Source organism: Kitasatospora sp. NBC_01300, assembly GCF_041435235.1.
Taxonomy (GTDB): domain Bacteria; phylum Actinomycetota; class Actinomycetes; order Streptomycetales; family Streptomycetaceae; genus Kitasatospora.
On the sequence record NZ_CP108408.1, the window covers coordinates 2,869,953 to 2,887,030 of the forward strand.

12 protein-coding genes are annotated in these 17,078 nt (G+C 74.0%); 6 read left to right on the forward strand and 6 right to left on the reverse strand.

The genetic code is table 11. The features are described from left to right. Window positions 1-140: 140 nt before the first annotated feature. The 3 genes from OG556_RS12645 (at window position 141) to OG556_RS12655 (ending at window position 5,643) form a co-directional block, all read left to right on the forward strand. On the forward strand, window positions 141-1,136 hold the full coding sequence (locus OG556_RS12645) for an amino acid ABC transporter permease (protein ID WP_371517146.1): 996 nt from the start codon (window positions 141-143) through the stop codon (window positions 1,134-1,136). Beyond that, complete coding sequence (locus tag OG556_RS12650) at window positions 1,133-3,181, forward strand: FAD/NAD(P)-binding protein (protein ID WP_371517148.1); 2,049 nt, start codon at window positions 1,133-1,135, stop codon at window positions 3,179-3,181. The genes OG556_RS12645 and OG556_RS12650 overlap by 4 nt, the downstream gene beginning before the upstream one ends. A 176-nt stretch (window positions 3,182-3,357) precedes the next feature. Further along, the gene (locus OG556_RS12655) at window positions 3,358-5,643 is read left to right on the forward strand and encodes an FdhF/YdeP family oxidoreductase (RefSeq protein WP_371517149.1); all 2,286 of its coding nucleotides are present in this window, start codon (window positions 3,358-3,360) and stop codon (window positions 5,641-5,643) included. Window positions 5,644-5,696: 53 nt separating this feature from the next. On the opposite strand, the gene OG556_RS12660 is transcribed toward OG556_RS12655, so the two are convergent. Further along, a complete protein-coding gene (locus OG556_RS12660) occupies window positions 5,697-7,319 on the reverse strand; it encodes an NlpC/P60 family protein (protein WP_371517151.1) in 1,623 nt (540 codons plus the stop codon). Between the two features lie 333 nt (window positions 7,320-7,652). Here OG556_RS12660 and OG556_RS12665 point away from each other — a divergent pair, with 333 nt between their 5' ends. Both OG556_RS12665 and OG556_RS12670 read left to right on the forward strand, forming a co-directional pair. Further along, window positions 7,653-8,837: an anion permease gene (locus OG556_RS12665; RefSeq protein ID WP_371517152.1), complete on the forward strand. Its 1,185-nt coding sequence runs from the start codon at window positions 7,653-7,655 to the stop codon at window positions 8,835-8,837. A gap of 26 nt (window positions 8,838-8,863) precedes the next feature. Continuing rightward, complete coding sequence (locus OG556_RS12670; RefSeq protein ID WP_063347835.1) at window positions 8,864-9,112, forward strand: hypothetical protein; 249 nt, start codon at window positions 8,864-8,866, stop codon at window positions 9,110-9,112. A gap of 103 nt (window positions 9,113-9,215) precedes the next feature. Here the strand turns inward: OG556_RS12670 and OG556_RS12675 are convergent, their stop codons facing one another. Both OG556_RS12675 and OG556_RS12680 read right to left on the reverse strand, forming a co-directional pair. After that, complete coding sequence (locus OG556_RS12675) at window positions 9,216-10,763, reverse strand: MDR family MFS transporter (protein WP_371517153.1); 1,548 nt, start codon at window positions 10,761-10,763, stop codon at window positions 9,216-9,218. Window positions 10,764-10,974: 211 nt separating this feature from the next. Then, window positions 10,975-11,424: a MarR family winged helix-turn-helix transcriptional regulator gene (locus OG556_RS12680; RefSeq protein ID WP_371517154.1), complete on the reverse strand. Its 450-nt coding sequence runs from the start codon at window positions 11,422-11,424 to the stop codon at window positions 10,975-10,977. A gap of 112 nt (window positions 11,425-11,536) precedes the next feature. Between OG556_RS12680 and OG556_RS12685 the strand changes: the two genes are divergently transcribed. Beyond that, complete coding sequence (locus OG556_RS12685; protein ID WP_371517155.1) at window positions 11,537-12,589, forward strand: ABC transporter permease; 1,053 nt, start codon at window positions 11,537-11,539, stop codon at window positions 12,587-12,589. Between the two features lie 70 nt (window positions 12,590-12,659). Here OG556_RS12685 and OG556_RS12690 read toward each other — a convergent pair whose 3' ends face one another. The 3 genes from OG556_RS12690 to lon form a co-directional block, all read right to left on the reverse strand. Next, on the reverse strand, window positions 12,660-13,880 hold the full coding sequence (locus OG556_RS12690; RefSeq protein ID WP_371517156.1) for an ROK family protein: 1,221 nt from the start codon (window positions 13,878-13,880) through the stop codon (window positions 12,660-12,662). Between the two features lie 18 nt (window positions 13,881-13,898). After that, on the reverse strand, window positions 13,899-14,441 hold the full coding sequence (locus OG556_RS12695; RefSeq protein WP_371517157.1) for a GtrA family protein: 543 nt from the start codon (window positions 14,439-14,441) through the stop codon (window positions 13,899-13,901). A gap of 79 nt (window positions 14,442-14,520) precedes the next feature. Next, window positions 14,521-16,917, reverse strand: coding sequence for an endopeptidase La (gene lon / locus OG556_RS12700; protein WP_371517158.1), 2,397 nt, complete (start codon window positions 16,915-16,917; stop codon window positions 14,521-14,523). Window positions 16,918-17,078 lie beyond the last annotated feature (161 nt).

Genomic DNA, 17,078 nt, shown 5'->3' on the forward strand with positions numbered 1-17,078 from the left:
GTCGATCGCGCATGCGTACGATCACGGCGGAGTGCAGTGCACAGCGCCGGCCGTGTTGAGGGACACGGGCCGGTGCGACGGCCGTACGTGACCACACCCGTACCTCCCGCCCGCCCGCACCTCCGCCAGGAGCCGCCGCCATGGCCAGCCCGCAGGACCTCCTCCCCGCCCGCTCCACAGCAGCCCCCGTCGGCGCCCCCACCGGCGCCGGCGCCACCGACCGCCCCGGACCGCCGCCCGACCCCGGCGCCCGGATCGTCGCCCGCCGCCGGCCCGGGCAGTGGGTCTGCGCCGGGATCGCTCTGCTGCTGGCCGCGATGGCCGTCAACTCCGTGGTGCGCAACAAGGCCTTCCAGTGGGACGTGGTCGCCGACTGGTTCACCGCCGGGTCGGTGCTCAACGGCCTCACCCTGACCCTCTGGCTCACCGCCGTCACCCTCGCCCTCGGCTTCGTCCTCGGCACCGGCCTCGCCGTCATGCGGATGTCCGGCAACCCGGTGCTGCGCACGCTGGGTTGGGGCTACATCTGGATCTTCCGCTCCACCCCGCCGCTGGTGCAGCTGCTGTTCTTCTTCAACATCGGCGCGCTCTACCCGACCCTCGGCCTGGGCATCCCGTTCGGCCCCGAGTTCGTCACCGTCAAGACCGTCAACCTGATCGGCCCCACCCTGACCGCCGTCATCGGCCTCACCCTGCTGGAGACCGCGTACGCCGCCGAGGTGATCCGCGGCGGCATCCTGTCCGTCGACCGCGGCCAGTTGGAGGCCGCCTCGGCGCTCGGCCTCGGCCGGTGGCGGGTGCTGCGCCGGATCGTCGTCCCGCAGGCGATGCGCTCGATCGTGCCGACCGCCGGGAACATGCTGATCAGCGCCCTCAAGGGCACCAGCATCGTCAGCGTGCTGGCCGTCTCCGACCTGCTCTACTCGGTGCAGCTGGTCTACCTGCAGTCGTACCGGGTCATCCCGATGCTGGTGGTCGCCACCATCTGGTACCTGGTGGTCACCACCCTGCTGTCCGTAGGCCAGTACTACGTCGAGCGCCACTACGCCAAGGGCGCCACCCGGGACGGCCTGCCGCCCACCCCGCTCCAGCGGGCCCGGGCCGCCCTGCGGCGGCTGCGCGAGGTGGCGGCATGAGTCTTCTGGTGATCGTCGGCGCGGGCCCGCGGGGCACCGGGCTGCTGGAGCGGATCGCCGCCAACGCGGCCGAACTCCTGCCCGCCGAAAGGCCGTTGCACGTCCACCTGGTCGACCCGCACCCGCCCGGCGCGGGCCGGATCTGGCGCCACGAACAGTCCCCGCTGCTGCGGATGAACTCGATGGCCGAGGACGTCACCATGTTCACCGACGAGCGCTCGACCATCGACGGGCCGGTCCGCCCGGGCCCCTCGCTGGCCGAATGGGCGCTCCGGCGGCGGGAGTTCGCGCCCTACCGGGAGGTCGCCGACCCGGCCGTCCGGGCCGAACTGGACACCCTCGCGCCCACCGACTTCCCCACCCGCCGGGCCCAGAGCGCCTACCTGGACTGGGCGTTCCGCCGCGCCGTCGCCGACCTGCCCCCGCACGTCACGGTCACCGTGCACCGGGACACCGTCCGGCGGATCGACGGCCCGCCCGACGGCCCGCAGACCGTCCACCTCACCGGCCGGACGCTCACCGCCGACCACGTCGCCCTCACCCTCGGCCACCTCGACTCCGCCCCGCACCCCCGGTACGCCGCCGACGCCGACTTCGCCGCCCGGCACGGCCGCTTCCACCTCCCGCCCGCCTACTCCGCCGACGCCGACCTGGACGGCATCGCCCCCGGCGAGCACGTCGTGCTGCGCGGCCTCGGCCTGGCCTCCGTCGACCTGGTCGCCCTGCTCACCGAGGGGCGCGGCGGCCGCTTCGAGCCCACCGGGGGCGGGCTGCGCTACCGCCCGTCCGGCCGCGAACCGGTGCTGCACCTCGGCTCCCGGCGCGGCGTCCCGTACCACTCCAAGACCGGCTACCGCCTCCAGGGGCCGCCCGCCCCGCTCCCCCGGTACTTCGACGCGGCCGCCGTGGACGCCGTCCTCGCCACCGGCGGTCCGCTCGAACTCCGGCGCGACTTCTGGCCGTTGATGGCCAAGGAGACCGCCTTCGGGCACTACCACGAGCTGTTCCACGCCCACCCCGGACGCACCGCGCTGCCCTGGCCGGAGTTCCTGGCCCGGTTCGACCGGCACGACTGGTACTCCCCCGACCTGGCCGCCCTGGTCGCCGAGGCCGTACCCGACCCGGCCGACCGGATCGACTTCGAACGGCTCGACCACCCGCTGGCCGGCCTCGAACTCGGCTCCGCCGAGGAGCTCCAGCAGTACCTGCGCGCCTACGTCACCGCCGACGCCGACCGCCGCGCCGACCCCGCGCACAGCGCCGACCTCGGCGCCTTCCTCGCCCTGCTCTCGCTGTTCGGCCAGCTCCCGCGCATCCTCGCGACCGGCCGGCTCACCGCCCGCTCGGTCGCCGAGGAGGTGGACGGATGGTTCTTCGGCTACTTCAGCTACCTCGCCTCCGGCCCGCCCGGCTTCCGGCTGCGCCAACTGCTCTCCCTCTCCGAGGCCGGGATCGTGCACTTCCTGGGCGCGGGCGTCCGGGTCGAACGGGACGAGGCCACCGGCACCTGGCGGGCCGGCGGCGACACCGTGCCGGGCCACACCGTCACCGCCACCGCCCTGGTCGAGGCGTACCTGCCCAAGCACCAGCTGACCCGCACCCTCGACCCGGTGCTGCGCGAACTGCACCGCGCCGGGCGGCTGGTGGAGGAGGTGGTCGCCGACGAGGAGTACACCCACCGCTCCGGCCTGGTCACCATCGCCCCCGGCGACAGCCGGCTGCTCGACCCGGCCCTGGGCGGCGCCCCGCACCCCCGGCGCACCGCACTCGGCCCGCACACCAGCCTGCGCGCCGCCGCCGCCTTCGCCCGGCCCCGCACCGACTCCCCGGGATTCCGGCAGAACGACGCCGCCGCCCGCGCGCTGCTGCGGGCGCTGGCCGCGCTCCCGGCCGCCGCCCCGGAGCCCGTCGACGACCCCCCGCCCGCCCGCCGCCGCCAGGGCACCCGTCTAGCGCTGTCGGCAGTCGCCGCCCCTGCTCCGCCGTGCGGGCAGCGCACCCCGCCACCGCCGCGCCCGCCCTCCGGCCGGACGAGGGGGGCCTGAAGGCGGGCCCCGGGGTGGCCCGGCAGCGGGTTCGGGGCCCGAAGATCCGTTCGACCCCCCTCCCCCCGTCCGCACCCGGGTGGAAGGATGGGGCCCCGAGCCCCCGTGCCGAAGCGGCGGGCCCGGCGGCCCCGGTGTCGCGGCCGCCGGACGAGCAGAGCCGAGGAGAAGCGGTCATGGCCAAGCAGGCCCCGCAGAGCGACCCGGCGCAGGACGCCCCCGAGGTGTCCGCGCCCCAGCACGCGGCGGCCGGGCTGCCCGCGGTCGGCCACAGCCTGCGGATGGCCGCCGAGCAGATGGGCACCCTCCGCACCCTCGCCACGCTGCGCAAGGTCAACCAGCCGGACGGCTTCGACTGCCCCGGCTGCGCCTGGCCGGAGCCGGGCAGGACGCACACCGCGGAGTTCTGCGAGAACGGCGCCAAGGCCGTCGCCGAGGAGGCCACCGAGCGCCGGATCCGCGCCGAGTTCTTCGCCGCCCACCCGGTCGCCGAGCTGGCCGAGCGCTCCGGCTACTGGCTGGGCCAGCAGGGCCGCCTCACCCAGCCGATGCTGCTCGACGAGGGCGCCACCCACTACACGCCGGTCTCCTGGGACGACGCCTTCGCGCTGATCGCCGAGGAGCTGCGCGCCCTGGACACCCCGGACGGCGCCGCCTTCTACACCTCCGGGCGGACCAGCAACGAGGCCGCCTTCGCGTACCAGCTGTTCGCCCGCCGGCTGGGCACCAACAACCTGCCGGACTGCTCCAACATGTGCCACGAGTCGTCCGGTTCGGCGCTCACCGAGACGCTCGGCGTCGGCAAGGGCAGCGTCAGCCTCAAGGACCTCTACCAGGCCGACCTGATCATCGTGGCCGGCCAGAACCCGGGCACCAACCACCCCCGGATGCTCTCCGCGCTGGAGCGCGCCAAGCGGGCCGGCGCCACCATCGTCAGCGTGAACCCGCTGCCGGAGGCCGGCCTGGAGCGCTTCAAGAACCCGCAGCACGCGCGCGGCCTGGTCGGCCACGGCACCAAGCTGACCGACCTGTTCCTGCAGATCCGCCTCGGCGGGGACCTCGCGCTGTTCCGCGCGCTCAACCGGACGATCCTGGAGCAGGACGGCGTCGACCGCGCCTTCGTCGCCGAACACTGCCACGGCTTCGAGGAGTTCGAGGCCCAGGCGGGCGCGACCGACCGCGCCGAGGTGCTCGCCGCGACCGGCCTGCCGTGGGAGCAGATCGAGGAGCTCGGCCGACTGGTGCTGGGCTCCCGGAAGATCATCGTCTGCTGGGCGATGGGCCTCACCCAGCACAAGCACGCCGTCCCGACCATCCGCGAGGTGGTCAACTTCCTGCTGCTGCGCGGCAACGTCGGCCGCCCGGGCGCCGGGGTCTGCCCGGTGCGCGGGCACAGCAACGTCCAGGGCGACCGGACGATGGGCATCTTCGAGCGGCCCTCGACGGCCTTCCTGGACGCGCTCGGCAAGGAGTTCGGCTTCGAGCCGCCGCGCGCGCACGGCCTCGACTCGGTGGACACCATCCGGGCGATGCGCGACGGCCGGGTCGGAGTGTTCTTCGCGATGGGCGGCAACTTCGTCGCGGCCACCCCGGACACCGATGTCACCGAGGCGGCGATGCGCCGCTGCCGGCTGACCGTGCACGTCTCCACCAAGCTCAACCGCTCGCACGTGGTCACCGGCGCCCGCGCGCTGATCCTGCCCACCCTGGGCCGCACCGACCGGGACGTCACCGGCGCCGGCGCCCAGTTCGTCAGCGTCGAGGACTCGATGGGCCAGGTGCACTCCTCGCGCGGCGGCCTGCGCCCGCCCGCCCCCGGCCTGCTCTCCGAGACCGCGATCGTCTGCCGGCTGGCCCGCGCCGTCCTCGGCCCCGGGGACACCGTGCCGTGGGAGGACTTCGCCACCGACTACGACACCCTGCGGGACCGGATCGCCCGGGTCGTCCCCGGCTTCGAGGACTACAACGAGAAGGTCCGCCGCCCCGGCGGCTTCACCCTGCCGCACGGCCCGCGCGACTCCCGGACCTTCCCCACCGCGACCGGGAAGGCCAACTTCACCGTCAACCCGCTCACCGCCCCCGAGGTCCCGCCGGGCCGCCTGCTGTTGCAGACGCTGCGCTCGCACGACCAGTACAACACCACCGTCTACGGCCTGGACGACCGCTACCGGGGTATCAAGGGCGGCCGCCGGGTGGTCCTGGTCAACCCGGCCGACGCCGCCGAACTCGGCCTGGCCGAGGGCGACTTCGTCGACCTGGTGAGCGAGTGGCGGGACGGCGTCGAGCGGCGCGCCCCGCACTTCCGGGTGGTCCACTACCCGGCGGCCCGCGGCGGCGCGGCGGCCTACTACCCGGAGACCAACGTGCTCGTCCCGCTGGACTCCACCGCCGACATCAGCAACACGCCGACCTCCAAGGCCGTGGTCGTCCGCTTCGAGCCGGACACCGGCGCCCCGGCGTGACGCACGCGAAGGCCGCCCGGTGTCCGTGGACGCCGGGCGGCCTTCGCCGTGACTCAGTTGCTGCCGAGCGGCAGTGTCGCGGTGGCGCTGCCCGGGGCCCCGGCGCTCGCCGAGCCGCTGGCGGCGGCGGTGCCGGTGCTGGTGCCGGTGGAACCCGGGGTGCCGGTGCCGGTCGGGGCGGGCGTCGCCGGGCCCGTGCCGGTCGGCGCCGGGGTGCCCGTCCCGGTCGGGGTGCCCGTGCCGGTCCCGGTCGGGGTCGGCGTCGGGGTCGGCGTGGGCGTGCCGGGGGCGGTGGTGCCGGTGCCGGACGGCGTGCCCGGATCGGTGGGCGTTCCGGTGCCGGACGGCGTGCCGGTGCCGGTGTCCGCGGGCGTGCCCGGGGTGGTGGCCGGCGTGCCCGGGGTGGTGGCCGGCGGGTTGGCGGGCGTGCCGGGGGCCGGGGCGGTCGGGACCTGGTTGGCCGGGCTGGGCGCGATCGGGGTGACGGCGTCCCAGCCGGCGGGCAGGTCGGGCACCTTCCAGCTGCCGCCGGCCTCGTCCGCCGCGCCGGACGGGTCGGGCCGCACCGCCCCGAGGATCGGCATCGAGCCGATCGGCGACACCTTGATGACGGCGCCCGGCCGGGGTGCCTGGACGACCAGCCCGCCGCCGATGTACATCGCGACGTGCGTGGCGCCCTCGAAGTAGATGACCAGGTCGCCGGGGCGCAGCTGGTTCAGCGCGATGTGCGGGAGCTGGGCCCACTGCTCCTGGCTGGTGCGCGGGATCGGCAGCCCGGCGTGCAGCCAGGCCTGCGAGGTGAGGCCCGAGCAGTCGTAGGAGTCCGGCCCCGTGCCGCCCCACAGGTACGGCTTGTTGAGCTGGGCGAGCGCGAAGGCGACAGCGGCGCGGCCGGCCACCGACGGGGTGCGCTCGCCCTTGCCGAGGACGCCGGAGGCGAGGAAGAGGAGCTGGGCCTCGTCGGCCTTGGCCTTCTCCAGCTTCTCCAGCTCGGTGCGCTGGGCGCCGGTGAGCGAGGAGACCAGCTGCTCGACGGAGGCGAGGTCGGTGGCGACCTTGGCCTTGGCGGCGTCCTGCTGGGTGACCAGCGTCTGGGAGGTCTTGAGCGCGTCCTCGGTCTGCTTCGTCAGGCCGGCGAGGGCCTCGCGGTCGGTCTTCAGCCGGTCCAGGAACTCGGACTGCGAGCGGCTGGCGGCGGTGAGCAGTTCCGCGATGGTGACGGCCTCGTACGGGTCCTTGGAGAGCAGCAGTTCGGCGTAGGCGGAGGCGGCGCCGTTGCGGTACTGGGCGGCGGCGAGCTGGGAGGCGATGTCGGTGCCGGCGTCGACCTGCTTCTGCTGGCGGTCCAGCCGACCCTGGAGGTCGGTGAGCGCGGCCTGCTGCTCGGCGACCTTGGCGACGGCGCCGTTGTACTGCTCGGTGGCGGTCTCGGCGCTCTGGTAGAGCGTGTGCAGCTGGTCGAGCAGCGGGCCGAGGGTGGCCTTGGCGGCGGCGAGCGGGTCGTCGCCCGGGCTGGCCGCGGTGATCGAGGAGCCCGGATCGGGGGCGGCGTACGCGGCCTGGGCGGCGAGCGGGAGGGCGAGCGCGGCGGCCGCGAGGGCGGCTCCGCAGCGCAGTGCCGCCCGCAGCCAGGGCCGTACGACTGCCGATTCAGTGCGCTGTGCAGCCCCACCCATGGGTTGGTCCTCCCCGCCCCAGCCGGTCACCGGCGTCCCCGGATCCCGCAGATCCTCCCACGGGTTACTCACCGGAAACAGGGCGCATCCGGACTGGGAGGTTAATTCTCGGTTGATCTGTGAGACAGCTCTCAGCAAACCGGAGCGAACCGGGGCGAACTTCGCTAATGTCCAGCTCAGCGCGACCGCCGACACCCCTCCGAAAGCTTCCGGACACCGCCGGGACACCAGCGGAACCACGATTCCCGGCTCAGTTCACCTTCCGTTTACCAAACAGACCTACGGTCGCGACGACACCAACGTCCGTGCGACAACTACGACGATTGTTTGGGTATGGAACACATCTCGTTCCTGGTAGCCGTTGTGATCATCACGGCGCTCGCCTTCGACTTCACCAACGGGTTCCACGACACCGCCAATGCGATGGCCACCTCCATCGCGACGGGAGCCCTCAGGCCGAAGGTCGCGGTCACCATCGCGGCCGTCCTCAACTTCGCGGGCGCGTTCCTGTCCGTGAAGGTCGCCACCACCATCTCCGGCGGCATCGTCAACGAGAAGAGCGGCATCCACCCCGAGATCATCTTCGCCGCACTGGCGGGCGCGATCCTCTGGAACCTGCTGACCTGGCTGCGCGGCCTCCCGTCCAGCTCGTCGCACGCGCTGTACGGCGGCCTGATCGGCGCCACCGTGGTCGGCGTCGGCATGAACGGCGTCAACTTCGACACCGTCGTCTCCAAGATCCTGATCCCGGCGATCGCCTCCCCGCTGGTCGCCGGCCTGGCCTCCTGGGGCGCCACCAAGCTGGCCTACGCGATCACCCGCAAGGGCAACGAGGCCACCGCCACCAAGGGCTTCAAGACCGGCCAGATCTTCTCGTCCTCGCTGATCTCGCTCGCGCACGGCACCAACGACGCCCAGAAGACGATGGGCATCATCACCCTGACCCTGGTGTCGGTCGGCGCCCTGCCGCACGGCGCGCTGCCGCCCACCTGGGTGATCATCTCCGCGGGCGCCGCGATCGCGCTCGGCACCTACATGGGCGGCTGGCGGATCATCCGCTCGATGGGCAAGGGCCTCGCCGACATCAAGGCGCCGCAGGGCTTCGCCTCCGAGTCGGCCGCCGCGACCGTCATCCTGACCTCCTCGCACATGGGCTTCGGCCTCTCCACCACCCAGGTCTGCTCCGGCGGCATCATGGGCGCCGGCCTCGGCGGCCCGAAGGCCGAGCTGCGCTGGAGCCTGGTGCGCCGCATGGTCTACACCTGGGCGCTGACCCTGCCGGCCGCCGCGCTGGTCTCGGGCGGTGCCGCGCTGCTGGTCCGCCAGGGCACCTGGGGCATCGTCCTGGTGGGCGCCGTGCTGGTGGCCGGCTCCGGCGCGATGTGGCTGATCTCCCGCCGCCAGCCGGTCGGCGCGGACAACGTCAACGACGTCAACGAGGTCACCCCGGTGGAAGTCCCCGCCACCGCCGCCCCCGCGAACGCCCCCACCCCCGCCTCGACCACGGTCGCGGCCTGAGCGCCGCAGGCTGAGGAGCACCCGCCATGCACATCAAGTGGAACGCCCTGGCCCAGACCGCCGGTGCCAGCTTCGGCATCACCGTCGCCGTGGTCTCCGTCTTCGCACTCGGCATCCTGGCCCTGTCCCGCCGCGAGGCCGCGCTGAGCGCCCGCGAGGGCGAGGCCGCCCAGGAGCCGGGCGGCGGCCGGCTGGCCCTGGCCGGCGCCTACGCCTGCTTCGGCCTCTGCGCCGCGGCCGTCGTCTACGGCCTGGTCCTGATCGCCGCGCCGTAGGGCGCGGTCCGACGGTTCCCGCCGTCCCGCGCGCGGGACGAACCGAACGGGCCGGGGAGTGTGATCCACACTCCCCGGCCCGTTCGCGCGTCCCCGCCCGGAGTCAGCCCTGCTGGCTGGTCTTCAGCGCGGTCTCCCGGATGAACAGCACCGTGACGAAGGCCAGCGCCGCGAACGGCGCGGCCCACAGGAAGACGGTGCCGACGCCGTGCCCGAACGCGTCCGTCACCAGCGGGACGATCGGGGCGGGCAGCTTGTGCAGGTCCGGGATGCCCCCGCCGCCGGCCGCGCTCGCGGCCGGGATGTGCGCGGCGGCCAGGTTCTCCGCGAGGTAGTGGGTCACCTTGCTGTTCATCAGCGCGCCGAGCGCGGAGACGCCCATCGCGCCGCCCATGGTGCGGAAGAAGGTCACCACGGAGCTGGCCGCGCCGAGCTCGTGGCGCGGCACCGTGTTCTGCACCGCGAGCACCAGGTTCTGGCTGGTCAGGCCGAGGCCGATGCCGGTGATCGCCATGTAGACGCAGAGCAGCTTGTAGTCGGTGTCGACACGGGCGGTGGCGAGCAGGCCGAAGCCGATCGCGAGCAGCGCCGTGCCGGCGACCAGGTAGGCCTTCCACTTGCCGTACTTGGTGATCAGCCGGCCGGCGACGGTGGAGGCGAGCGCCAGGCCGAGGATCATCGGCAGGGTCATCAGGCCGGCCATGGTCGGGGACTTGGCGCGGGCCAGCTGGAAGTACTGGCTGAGGAAGGTGGTCGCGCCGTACATCCCGACGCCGACCAGCACGCTGGCCACCGCGGCCAGGGTGACGGTGCGGTACTTGAAGAGGTCCGGCGGGATGATCGGCTCGGCGGCGCGGCGCTCGATCACCACGGCCAGCGCGCCCAGCAGCAGGCCGCCGCCGACCATCGCGGCGGTCTGCCAGGACAGCCAGTCGTAGTTCGTGCCGGCCAGCGTGATCCAGATCATCAGCAGGCTGACGGCGCCGGTGATGACCAGCGCGCCCAGGTAGTCGATCTTCGCCTTGCGCTTGACCACCGGCAGCTTGAGGGTGCGCTGCACCACCAGGATCGCGGCCAGCGCGAACGGGATGCCGACGTAGAAGCACCAGCGCCAGCCCAGCCACGAGGTGTCCACGATGACGCCGCCGATCAGCGGTCCGCCGATGGTGGCCAGTGCGAAGACCGCGCCGAAGTAGCCGCTGTAACGGCCGCGCTCGCGCGGCGGGACCATCGCGGCCAGGCAGATCTGTCCCAGCGCGACCACACCGCCGGCACCGATGCCCTGGAGGGCGCGGCAGGCGATCAGCTCGGCGGTGTTCTGGGAGAGGCCGGCCAGGGCGGAGGTGGCGATGTAGATCAGCAGGGCTATCTGGAGCAGCAGCTTCTTGCTGACGAGGTCGGAGAGCTTGCCCCAGATCGGGGTGGAGGCGGTCAGGGTCAGCAGGGCCGCGGTGATCACCCAGGTGTAGGCGGACTGGCCGCCGTGCAGGTCGGTGAGGATGTGCGGCAGGGCGTTGGAGACGACGGTCGAGGAGAGCACGGCCACGAAGAGGCCGAGCAGCAGGCCGGACAGCGCCTCCATCACCTGCCGGTGGGTCATCGGTTGATCGTCGACGGCGGCTCCGACGGTCGCCTCGGCTGTGACGGTCATCTGGGTCCTTCGGCGGGAGGAGTGGGCGGGGGCGGGGGGTGCGCGGGCAGGAAAAAATCGTTGCCTTACGCAACCATAGGCCCGATGGTTGACTAAGGCAACTTTCTTCAAGCCCAAGTAAAGTCCTCGCCCCGACCACCGCCCCGGCCACCGCCCCGGACCCGGTCCCGGCCGCCGCGGACCGGCCCCCGCCCCGCGGCCCGGCCCCCGGTCACTCCGCCGGAGGCTCCCCGATCACGTCGTTGAAGCGGTGCAGCAGCACCGCGAAGCGGTCCACGTCCTCCGGCGACCAGCTGCCCAGCAGCTCCCGCACCCGCCGCATCCGGACGTCCCGGGCCGCCAGGTAGCGCCGCCGCCCGTCCTCGGTCAGCGAGACCAGCGCGGCCCGACGGTCCAGCGGATCCGTCTCCCGGGCCACCAGGCCCAGCTCCTCCAGCGCCCGGATCTGCCGGCTCACCGTGGCCTTGCCGACCGCGAAGTGCACGCCGACGTCCGTCACCCGCACCCGCCCGGCCTGCTCGATGTAGCCGAGCATGCTGTAGGCCATCCCCTCCAGCTCGGGGTGCACCCGGCGTGAGAGCTCCGCCACTCTGGCCCGGCCCCGCCGGAACATCAACGCGACCTCGCGCTCCACCGCCAGCAGGGATTCCTCGTCACTCACCGCGCCAGTATCCCGCAGCCACACTGGCTGGAACGCGGCGCGCGGGGTGCGACAAGCCAACTAGTTCATGGTATGAAGTATCCGTTTTCCCCCAATACACAAGGAGATGTGGATGGCCGCCCCGGGGCAGGGTTTCGTCGCTGAACTGAAGGGCGCGGTCACACCGCGTGCGGCACTGCTCGTGATCGGCGTGCTGCTGCTGCAGCTCGGCTTCATCACCTCGTACGTCGGGGCGCTGCACCACCCGGCCCCGCACGAGCTGTCGATCGCGGTGGTCGCCCCGCCGCAGGTCACCCCCAAGCTGGTCCAGGGGCTGGAATCCGTGCCGGACGACGCCGTCAAGGCCGTCACCGCCCCGGACGCCGAGACGGCCACCCAGCAGATCAAGGACCAGAAGATCTACGCCGCGCTGGTCGTGAACCCGACCGGCACCGAGGACACCCTGCTGGTCGGCGGCGCCCGCGGCACCTCCGCCGCCAAGGCCGCCGAGTCCATCACCACCGCGCTGGACAAGTCCCAGGGCCGCACCGTCAAGGTCGAGGACGTCGTGCCGCTCGCCAAGGGCGACACCAACGGCCTCTCCGCGTTCTACCTGGTCATCGGCTGGTGCGTCGGCGGCTACCTGGTCGCCTCGATCCTCGGCATCAGCGCCGGCTCCAAGCCCGCCAACGTCCACCGCCTGCTGATCCGCCTCGGCGTGCTGGCGCTGTACTCGGTCGGCGCCGGCCTCGGCGGCACGATCATCGCCGGACCGGTGCTGGACGCGCTGCCCGGCTCGATCCTGGCCCTGACCGGCATCGGCGCCCTGGTGGTGTTCACGGTCGGCGCGTTCACCATGGCGTTGCAGTGCCTGTTCGACGTCATCGGCATCGGCGTCGCGGTGCTGATCTTCGTGGTGCTGGGCAACCCGAGCGCCGGCGGCGTCTACCCGGCACCGATGATGCCGCCGTTCTGGCGGGCCATCGGCTCGCTGATCCCGAACGGCGCCGGGACCAGTGCCACCAAGTCGATCGCCTACTTCGGCTCCACCAACCTGGCCATGCCGATCGTGGTCCTGGTGGTCTGGGCGCTGGTCGGCATCGGCGTTGCCTACCTGGCCGTGCTGCGCGGCCCGCGCTCCGGCGGCCGCGAGATCGTCGCCGCCGAGGCGTCCTCCGAGGCCTGACCCCCCGCGTTGCCCACCCCGAGCCCCCGGCCGCCCGGCCGGGGGCTCGGGTGCGTCCGGGGCCGGGAGGTCAGCCGCAGGCGAGCCGGCCCGGGTCCGCGACGACCGCCCGCACCACGCCCACCGCGGCGCCCAACAGCGGCCCGCGCCGGCCCAGCCGGGACACCGTCAGCCGCTCGTCCGACCAGGGCCGCACCGTCACCCGGGCGGCCAGCTCGGCCCGCATCGCCGGCAGCAGCCAGGGCGCCAGCCGGGCGTAGCCGCCGCCCAGCACCACCTCGGCCGGGTCCAGCAGGTTGACCGCCCCGGCGGCCGCGATGCCCAGCGCCGAACCGGCCCCGGCCAGCACCGCGAGGGCCGGCCCGTCCCCGGCCCCGGCCCGCCCGGCGAGCAGCGTCACCCAGTCGCCCCGCGCGCCCGCCGGCCCGGCCGCCCGCAGCACGGCCGCCTCTCCCGCGTACTGCTCCAGGCAGCCGTGCGCGCCGCAGGCGCAGCGGTGGCCGTCCGGGTGGACCGGTACGTGGCCGAACTCGCCCGCGTAGCCGCGCGCCCCGCGCAGCAGCCGCCCGCCGACCACGATCGCCGCGCCGACACCGGCCTCGGCCGAGACGTACAGGAAGTCCTCCGGGCCGCCGCCCAGCCACCGTTCGGCCAGCCCGCCCAGGTTGGCCTCGTTGTCCGCCTCGACCGGCAGCTCGGCCAGTTCGGCCGCGCCGGCCGCGCGCAGCGCCGGGCGCAGCTCGGCCGCCAGCGGGACGTCCCGCCAGCCCAGGTTGGCGGCCCGCTGGAGCACCCCGCCGGAGGTGCCGACCAGCCCGGGGACGGCCAGGGTCAGCCCCGCCGGGCGCAGGCCCGACTCGGCGACGGCCGCGTGCAGCAGTTCGGCGAGGTCGGCCATGACCGCGGCGGGCCGGCGGCCCCGGTTGCGGACCTCGCGGCGGCGCCAGGTCCGGACCTCGCCGCTCAGGTCGACCACGCAGGCGCCGAGGTGCTCCACGCCGATCTCGGCGCCGAGGCCGCCGGGCCCGAGCGGGTTGAGCCCGAGCGCGGTGCCGGGGCGGCCGACCTTGCCGCTGGGCGTGGCCGGGCCCTCCTCGACGACCAGGCCGCCGGCGATCAGCTGCTCGGCGAGCGAGGAGACGGCGGCCCTGGTCAGCCCGGTCTCGGCAGCCACCTCGGCCCGGGAGCGCGGGGCGCGCGCGATCACCCCGAGCACCAGGGCCAGGTTGGCCCGGCGCATCCCCTGCTGGCTGGCGGGCCCGCTCCGAACCGCGTCCGGTTCCCCGCGCATAACCCTCACCTCACGGCCTTATGGCGCATCCCGTGGCATCTCGGGTGCAGCGTAACCGGGTTCGTACCTCGGGTGCGCCCGTTCGGCGGGCCGGGTGAAGACCCACCGCTGCATCGCCCAGAAGCGGAACAGCATCGCGGCGAAGGTGCCGACGACCATCCCGCTGAGGAAGTCCGCGGTCTCCTGGACGAACGGGCCGACGTACGGCTCGCGCAGGTCCAGGGCGTAGCGGGAGAGTGCCAGCGGCAGGTCGTTGACGGCGATCGCCATGGCGCTGACCAGGAAGAACAGCAGTGCCTCGCGCGGGTGCCCGGCCGTCCGGAAGGCCCAGCGGCGGTTGAGCACGTAGGAGACGACGGTCGAGATCACCGTCGCGACCGTCAGCGCGACCACCGGCTTGTGCTCCAGCACGGTGAACTTCAGCTCGAAGTCGATGACCAGGGTGAGGGTGAAGCAGGCGCCGCCGACCAGCAGGAACTTCACCAGCCTGCGGTGCCGCACCAGGAACGGACGCAGCCGGGCCGGCACCCGGGCCAGGGCGCGCTGCGTGGGGGACGGCATCTCCGCAGTGTGGCACGCGCAGACGCCGTCCTCCCGTCGATGCTCCCGCCGGTCCTCCCGTCGACCCGGCGCGGCCCGGTCAGGCCGCCGCGGCCAGGACCTTGGCCGGCTCCAGGGCCAGCTCCAGCACCTCCCGCACGTCCGCCACCGGGTGGACGGTGAGCCGCTCCAGCACCTCGGCCGGGACGTCGTCCAGGTCGGCCTCGTTGCGCTTGGGGATGATCACCGTGGTGACGCCGGCCCGGTCGGCGGCGAGCAGCTTCTGCTTCACCCCGCCGATCGGCAGCACCCGCCCGGTCAGCGACACCTCGCCGGTCATCGCCAGGTCGGTGCGCACCTTGCGGCCGGACAGCAGCGAGGCGAGCGCCGTGGTCATGGTGATGCCGGCGCTCGGCCCGTCCTTGGGGACGGCCCCGGCGGGGACGTGCAGGTGCACGCCGCGGTCGCGCAGCGAGGTGACCGGCAGCTCCAGTTCGGCGCCGCGCGAGCGCAGGTAGGAGAGCGCGATGTGCGCGGACTCCTTCATCACGTCGCCCAGTTGCCCGGTGAGGGTGAGTCCGGTGCCGCCGGTCTCGGCGTCGGCGAGCGAGGCCTCGATGTAGAGGACGTCGCCGCCGGCGCCGGTCACGGCGAGGCCGGTGGCCACGCCGGGGACGGCGGTGCGCCGCTCGGCCGGCGCCTGGGCGGCCTCCGGCACGTGGTGGGGCCGGCCGATCAGGGCGCGCAGGTCGTCCGGGCCGATCGCGGCGGGCAGTTCGCGCTCGCCGAGTTCGGCCTGGGCGGCGATCCTGCGCAGCACCCGGGCGATCGAGCGCTCCAGGTTCCGCACGCCGGCCTCCCGGGTGTACTCCCCGGCCAGCCGGCGCAGCGCCGCCTCGTCGACGCTCACCTGGTCGCCGCCGAGTCCGGCCTTCTCGCGCTGGCGCGGGAGCAGGTGGTCGCGGGCGATGACGACCTTCTCGTCCTCGGTGTAGCCGTCGAGGCGGACGAGCTCCATCCGGTCGAGCAGCGGCTCGGGGATGGCCTCCAGCACGTTGGCGGTGGCGAGGAAGACGACGTCCGAGAGGTCGAGCTCGACCTCCAGGTAGTGGTCCCGGAAGGTGTGGTTCTGCGCCGGGTCCAGCACCTCCAGCAGGGCGGCGGCCGGGTCGCCCCGGTAGTCGGAGCCGACCTTGTCGATCTCGTCGAGCAGGACGACCGGGTTCATCGAGCCGGCCTCCTTGATCGCCCGCACGAGCCGGCCGGGCTGCGCGCCGACGTAGGTGCGCCGGTGGCCGCGGATCTCGGCCTCGTCCCGGACGCCGCCGAGCGCGACCCGCACGAAGGTGCGGCCCATGGCGCGGGCCACCGACTCGCCGAGCGAGGTCTTGCCGACGCCGGGCGGGCCGACCAGCGCCAGCACCGCGCCGCCGCGCCGGCCGCCGACCAGCCCGAGCCCCTGGTCGGCCCGGCGCTTGCGCACCGCGAGGTACTCGACGATGCGGTCCTTCACGTCGGCCAGGCCGGCGTGGTCGGCGTCCAGCACCGCGCGGGCGCCGGCGATGTCGTACGCGTCCTCGGTGCGCTCGCTCCAGGGCAGCTCCAGGACGGTGTCCAGCCAGGTGCGGATCCAGGGGCCCTCGGGGGACTGCTCGGAGGCCCGCTCCAGCTTGTCGACCTCCTTGAGGGCCGCGTCGCGGACCTTCTCGGGCAGGTCGGCGGCCTCGACCCGGGCGCGGTAGTCGCCCTCCTCGTCGGTCGGGTCGCCGTTGAGCTCGGCCAGTTCCTTGCGGACGGCCTCCAACTGACGGCGGAGCAGGAACTCCTTCTGCTGCTTGGCCACGCCCTCCTCGACGTCCTTGCGGATGGTGTCGTTGACCTCCTCCTCGGCGAGGTGGTCGCGCAGCAGGGTCAGCGCGTACTCCAGGCGGGCGACCTGGTCGGCCTCCAGCAGCACCTTGAGCTTCTGCTCGGCGGTGGCGAAGGGCGCGTAGCCGATGTTGTCGGCGAGCTCGCCGACGCCCTCGATCTGGGCCACCCGGTCGACGATCTGCCAGGCGCCGCGCCTGCGCAGCCACTGGGTGGACAGCGCCTTGTACTCCTTGACCAGCTCGGCGGCCCGGCCGGCCACCGGGGTGTCCACCGCGGACTCCCGGAAGGGCGTGGTCTCCACCCAGAGGGCGGCGCCGGGGCCGGTGGTGCCGGCCCCGATGCGGACCCGGCGCACGGCGCGCACCAGCGCGGCCGGCTCCCCGTCGGCCAGCCGGCCCACCTGCTCGACGGTGGCCAGGGTGCCGACCGCCGCGTACGAGCCGTCCACCCGCGGGACCAGCAGGACCTGCGGCTTGCCGGTGCCGGTGGCCGCCGCGCGGGCGGCCTCGACCGCGGCGCGCACCTCGGTGTCCTTGAGGTCCAGCGGGACGACCATGCCCGGCAGGACGACCTCGTCGTCGAGCGGCAGCACGGGCAGGGTGAGCGGTGTGGACGTCGATGCCATGATCTCTCCCCAGTCAGTGAAGTTGAGTCGACCTGACTAAGGCCTGGCGCGCGCCGGATGTTCCCGGGGCGGTGTTCGCCGTGAGCGAACAGGAGGGGGTGTGGAGCGAGCAGGGGAAGGGCGCGGGAAGTGCCGTCAAAAGCGTCCGGGGGCGGCGCCCG